Origin of the sequence: Rhodopirellula maiorica SM1 (genome assembly GCF_000346295.1) — a bacterium.
Taxonomy (GTDB): Bacteria; Planctomycetota; Planctomycetia; order Pirellulales; family Pirellulaceae; genus Novipirellula; species Novipirellula maiorica.
The window spans coordinates 1-5,634 of the sequence record NZ_ANOG01000830.1 but is presented as its reverse complement, the minus strand read 5'-3'; the positions used below and the strand labels follow the sequence as shown (position 1 = coordinate 5,634).

The window sequence follows — 5,634 nt, the reverse complement described above, 5'->3', positions numbered from 1 at the left end:
GCAGTCGCGTCGGCATTGCCTCTCACGCCCCCTTTTACTTGGATCGGCCGAGCCAGCGGCGGGCGCGATCGTACCATGACGCAGGCTTGGGTGGACTCATCATCTGCTGCAACGTACGTGGCGATTCTCGTCGGCCCTGAATCACGTCAGACACAAGATTGCCAATGTGTTGATTGACCGCATCATCGGGTTTGATCCGTTTCGCGTGGGCGATCGTTTTTTCGGCTTTCGCGGTTTGCCCATCAATCAAATAGGCGACTGCCAAATTACCAAGCAATTCAGGATCGTCTGGTGAGACCGCGACGGCATGTTCGCCTACCAGACACGCCTGCTTGGTATCCGTTTGTTCCAAACAGATGCCGGCAAGTTCTTTGAGCACCATCGTATTGTCGGGTTCAAGATCCGCAGCACGTTGCAAACAATCGCGAGCTCGTTGAAGCTCGTCCACTGCAAACCAAGCTTTCCCCAACATCACATGGGCGCCCCACGCGGTAGGTTGTTTCGCGACCAAGTGCTGCAATTGGCCGATCGCGTTTCGCAACGCTTGCTGACGGCTAGCGTCCACCGGCGGATCGCCCGGATTGCGATTGTGTTGCCACACCGCCGCCACGGCTTGTTCATAGATCTCTTCGTCGGTTTCATGCAGCCGAGTGTGATAGAGTAATTGTCCCGTTTCCTTATCACGATACACATCGATTTTACCATCGCGGCGGACGAACTCTAATCGCGATCGCACTTCTTCGCCCGACAAATGTTGTAAATCAGGCTGCTCGCCGGGTGTCCACGATTTGGGAGCAATGATTTTCCGGCTCTCACTACCGCGCATTGTCGCGATCAAACCGCCTTCGTATTCGAACAACAGTAACCAATCATTGTCGGGTTCCGCTGTTTGATTATGCGAATGCACCATCACAAAATCCACGACGTCATTGGTTTGCCCGAGTCCATACAACTCAAGCTGTTCGGCGAAACGCTTCGCGTCCAACGGCGACATAAAGCTTGCTTGCGATAGCAGATCGTCGCTGTAGCTCATCGCGTTCGGAGCGATCGAAGTAAAATCCGCAGCCCCGCCTGGCAAACAACGCTCCAGTGCATCGTTGCGGATCACAATCGCCGTGCCTTGAATCAATAGCGGCATAACGATGATCCTTTCTGTAGAACAGAATCAAGGGGCAAGCAAACGTGGGCGATCGCATTATAAGGTGAATGATTTCACCATGCAGGGTTTGCCCAATGCCATCTACGTAAAGCAGTTAGGCAGGAACGATTGGCTAAAATCCCGTTAGCCGCTGGGGTGCTTGTCCCGGTTGTTCATGAGAACCGTGGCTAGGCCAAGACGGCCAACCTACCGAAAGACTCCTGCCTGCCTACTCAGAAGCAGTGCGGCGAAGGGGGGCTCGCAGTGCGGCGGCGAATAAAACGTACGATATTGGTAGACGATTGGCGTTGGTCAGACGATTGGCGTCGATCGGACGATTGGCGAGAAAGCTCGCGATAGGGAAGCGAAGCCGCCGGTTACAGATCGTCATCCTCGTCCAGAAAATCTTCGTCCAGTTCGTCTTCGTCAAATTCGTCTTCGGCTTCGCCACGATCTAGAAACTCTTCCGGCGGCTCGCCACCGTCTTGGGGGATCCAGCGGATTGTCGGTCGCGGTGGGTCCGACAACGCCTCTTCGCACTCGAGCGCTTGCCAGGTCAAATCGCCAGGACCGTCGGCGGTATCGCCGTCCTCAACCTCTTCATCGGACGTCAACATATAGAGCGAAGCATTTCGCAGAAATCGCTCGATGTCGGCCGGTTCGAACTTTTCCGCTTGATAAACCGCTTCCAGATCCGGCAGATCCAATTGACCGTTGCCGACGGTGTCCATCAACGTCCAGGCGTCGTCGGCTTTGAAAATCCGCACGTTCGTCCACATGTCCAAAGGTGGCAATTCGTGGTTCCACGCATAGTTCAACCCCTGACGCAGCCCGGTCTCGTCCCGCAGCACCTCACCGCCAGGATTGAAATAGCAAATCGCTTGAGGCAATTGCAGCAATTCGGTCACCGCTCGAGTGACAAACTGCATCTCGTGAACGGCATCATAGTCGTCGGGCACCAGCGGAATGTCTTCGTCTTCCTCGCCCCCCGTTTCTTCGACCCCAAGCACGTAGCTGATCAGAATACGAATATGAGCGGTGTGCTCTTTAACCGCATCGGCTCCATCTTCCCAGCCCCAAGTCTGCTCGGTCGCCCGCTGCAGACACCCTGGAAAGGCGAGTGGGCCGAATTGGCCCAGCGACCAAGCGACAAAGCGTTCTGGCGACTCGTCGGGGTCCCCCATGTCATCGGGCCACGTGCTCCGCGAGGGGGTGACCAGCAAATGGCCACCCACGTCCTCGCGGTATTTCATCACCAAGGTTTCCGGGGCGTCGTCGTCCTCGATCGATTCGTGACGCCCGACAAGCTCGAAACACTTCAGCCGCTCTTCTAATTCGGCGATCGAAACCGGCTCACGGAGCAGGACGCACATCCCCTGAGTGAACAATCCTTTTGCCATTTCGATCTCAATCCCCGTCGCTAGCTGTTAGTAATCCACTGTTTTAACTCAGCATGGGATCATTCACGAGGGTACACGTGGTTGGGGGAAACGCCGGCCGCCCCATGCCATCTCTTTTCGTAGTGAACTCGCCAGCTCCGTTCGTAGTGGAACTCGCTAGCTCCTTTTGTAGTGGAACTCGCCAGAGTTCCCCGTGCTGCCGGTATGGGAATTCTGGCGAATTCCACTACTTGGCATCCAGCTCTTCGTGCCAAGAATATGCTGGCGCACCGCGTTCCCACGCCAAAACAAGCCGCTCGGGACAATCGCAGTGAAAACCGATACACTACCCCCTTTCCCTTGCGTGAGAATGGTCATAGCGTTGATGATTCACACGGAAATTCCTTGTTCTAAGAGGCACCTGAACGAGCATGACGACGAAGGAAATCACAGTCAAAGGTGCTCGAGAGCATAATCTTCGCGATGTAAATCTGAGCCTGCCGCGAGGCCAGCTGATCTGTTTTTCAGGCGTTTCGGGAAGCGGAAAGTCTTCGCTAGCATTTGACACGCTGTACGCCGAGGGGCAACGGCGGTACGTCGAGAGTCTGAGCAACTATGCTCGGCAATTTATGGGCCAAATGCCCAAACCGGACGTCGATTTTGTCGGCGGACTGAGTCCTTCGATTTCGATCAGCCAAAAATCGACTGGAAATAATCCGCGCAGTACTGTTGGAACGATCACGGAAATCTACGATTTTCTGCGGGTTTTGTTCGCCCGGGTCGGCACCGGGCATTGCCCGAAATGCCAATGTGAAATTACGGCCCAGTCGCGAGACGCGATCGTTTCGCAAATTTTGTCGCTGCCCGTTGAAGCGACGCTGTGGGTGATGGCGCCGTTGATCCGCGGCCAAAAAGGGGAGTTTCGGGACCTGTTCGAGGATCTTCGTAAACATGGTTTCTCGCTCGCACGCGTCGATGGCGAGACGATCCGGCTAAGTGATCCGCCACATCTCGATCGGCAACACCGCCACGACGTCGAAGTCGTGGTCGACCGCATTGATCCCGATTCTCGCGATCGCGGCCGGATCACCGAAGCGATCGAAACCGGATTGAAACTTGGGGAATCGAGCGTGGTCGTTTCGTTGTCCGAAGCGAACGATCGCGATGCCGGTAAACCAAGCGATGATCTGCTCTACTCGTCACGTTATTCCTGTGGATCGTGCGGCCAGAGTTTCAAACCGCCCACGCCGCAATTGTTCAGCTTTAATAGCCCTCAAGGAATGTGCGAGGCTTGTGACGGACTCGGCCGGTTGTACACGTTCGTGCCCGAGTTGTTGGTCCCCGACGAAACCAAATCGGTACGCAAGGGGGCCGTCGAACTGCTCGGATCCTGGAGCGACATGGGCCGCTACCGTCGTCACGTCTACCAAGGTGTCGCCAAGGCGATGGACGAGCTGTTCGAGCTGAAAGACGGCACAATGCTGGAAGGTCCATGGCACGAATTGCCCGAACAAGCCAAGCACGTTTGGTTGTGGGGCAGCGACGATTCGTTAGAGTTCACTTGGAAAGGCAGTAGCCGCGCCAAAACGTACTCCGATTCATTCGACGGATTCATTCCCGAACTACTGGCTCGTTACCGTACGAACAAGAACAAGATGCAACAGCGTCAGTTCGAAAAGTACATGAACACGATCGAGTGCGTCGATTGCCACTCGCAGCGGCTGAACCCACAAGCCTGCGCGGTCACGCTGACCACGAAAAGCCAAAAGCACATTACAGCATACGGAACCGACAAAGCTTCGCTACCGACGCTTTGCGAATTGCCAATCGATGAACTGATCGAATTTTTCAGCGATATCCAGCTCAGCGACACCGACGCCAAGATTGCCTCGGAAGCTCTCAAGGAAATTCGCACTCGGCTAGGATTCCTGCTCGGCGTGGGACTTGACTACCTGACGCTCGGCCGCACCGCCCCAACGCTGTCCGGAGGCGAAGCCCAGCGGATTCGATTGGCAGGCCAAATCGGCAGCGGGCTGGTCGGGGTGCTGTACATCTTGGACGAACCGTCAATCGGTTTGCATCCACGTGACAACGACCGCTTGATCGAAACGCTCGTTCGCCTGCGTGATCGCGGCAACACGTTGATTGTCGTCGAACACGACGAAGATACGATGCGGGCTTCGGACATGGTGGTCGACTTCGGGCCAGGCCCCGGGATCAAGGGCGGGCGTGTCGTCGCCGCCGGAGACGCGGAAACCGTTTCGAAAACAGCTAAAAGCGTGACCGGGCAATTTTTGTCGGGCCAACGCAGCATCGATCCTCCGCCGACACTGCGTCCTATCGATCCCAAGTTGCAATTGACCGTCAAAGGGGCTCGATTTCACAACTTACGCAACCTCGATGTCTCGATCCCGCTGGCGACCGTCACCTGTGTCACCGGCGTTTCCGGAAGCGGCAAAAGTTCGCTGATCGGCGGGATCGTCGAACCGGCGCTTCGCGTCGCTCTGAACGGAGCTGAATGTGAAAGTGGCGAGCATGATACGATCGAAGGACTCGAACATCTCGACAAAACCATCGCGATCGATCAGTCGCCGATCGGTCGTACGCCCCGCAGCAACCCGGCAACGTACGTCAAAGTCTTTGACGAAATTCGTAATCTGTATGCAAAATTGCCCGAGGCAAAAACTCGCGGCTACACAGCCAGCCGGTTCAGTTTTAACGTCGATGGCGGTCGCTGTGCGGGCTGTGACGGCAACGGCGCGAACAAGTTGGAAATGGACTTTCTTGCCGACATCTGGGTCACATGCCCTGTTTGCCAAGGACGACGTTACAACCGTGAAACCTTGTCGGTTCAATTCAAAGGCAAATCGATTGCCGATGTGCTGGAAATGGACATTTCACAGTCGCTGGCGTTGTTCAAAGACATCCCCAAGATTGCTGAAAAATTGCAAACCCTTGTCGACGTTGGCTTGGAGTATCTGAAACTCGGCCAACCGTCACCGACGCTCTCAGGCGGCGAAGCCCAACGAATCAAACTGTCGCGTGAACTCAGTAAACGGGAAACCGTCGCACACTGTATGTCCTCGATGAACCGACCACAGGATTACATTTTGCCGA

2 protein-coding genes and 1 pseudogene are annotated in these 5,634 nt (G+C 55.6%); 1 reads left to right on the top strand and 2 read right to left on the bottom strand.

The genetic code is table 11. From position 1 onward, the window contains the following. Positions 1 to 34: 34 nt before the first annotated feature. Together RMSM_RS26870 and RMSM_RS26865 are read right to left on the bottom strand one after the other, a co-directional pair. Complete coding sequence (locus RMSM_RS26870) at positions 35 to 1,138, bottom strand: tetratricopeptide repeat protein (protein WP_008704245.1); 1,104 nt, start codon at positions 1,136 to 1,138, stop codon at positions 35 to 37. A 377-nt stretch (positions 1,139 to 1,515) separates the two neighbouring features. After that, positions 1,516 to 2,538, bottom strand: a complete 1,023-nt coding sequence (locus tag RMSM_RS26865; RefSeq protein ID WP_008704243.1) for a DUF4261 domain-containing protein — start codon at positions 2,536 to 2,538, stop codon at positions 1,516 to 1,518. A gap of 410 nt (positions 2,539 to 2,948) precedes the next feature. Here RMSM_RS26865 and uvrA point away from each other — a divergent pair. Then, a pseudogene (gene uvrA / locus RMSM_RS26860) lies at positions 2,949 to 5,634 on the top strand (excinuclease ABC subunit UvrA); the annotation flags it as partial.

Bases quoted from the DNA above. Each gene is read 5' to 3' on its own strand.
- RMSM_RS26865 (WP_008704243.1), bottom strand. From the start codon at position 2,538: ATGGCAAAAGGATTGTTCACTCAGGGGATGTGCGTCCTGCTCCGTGAG.
- RMSM_RS26870 (WP_008704245.1), bottom strand. From the start codon at position 1,138: ATGCCGCTATTGATTCAAGGCACGGCGATTGTGATCCGCAACGATGCA.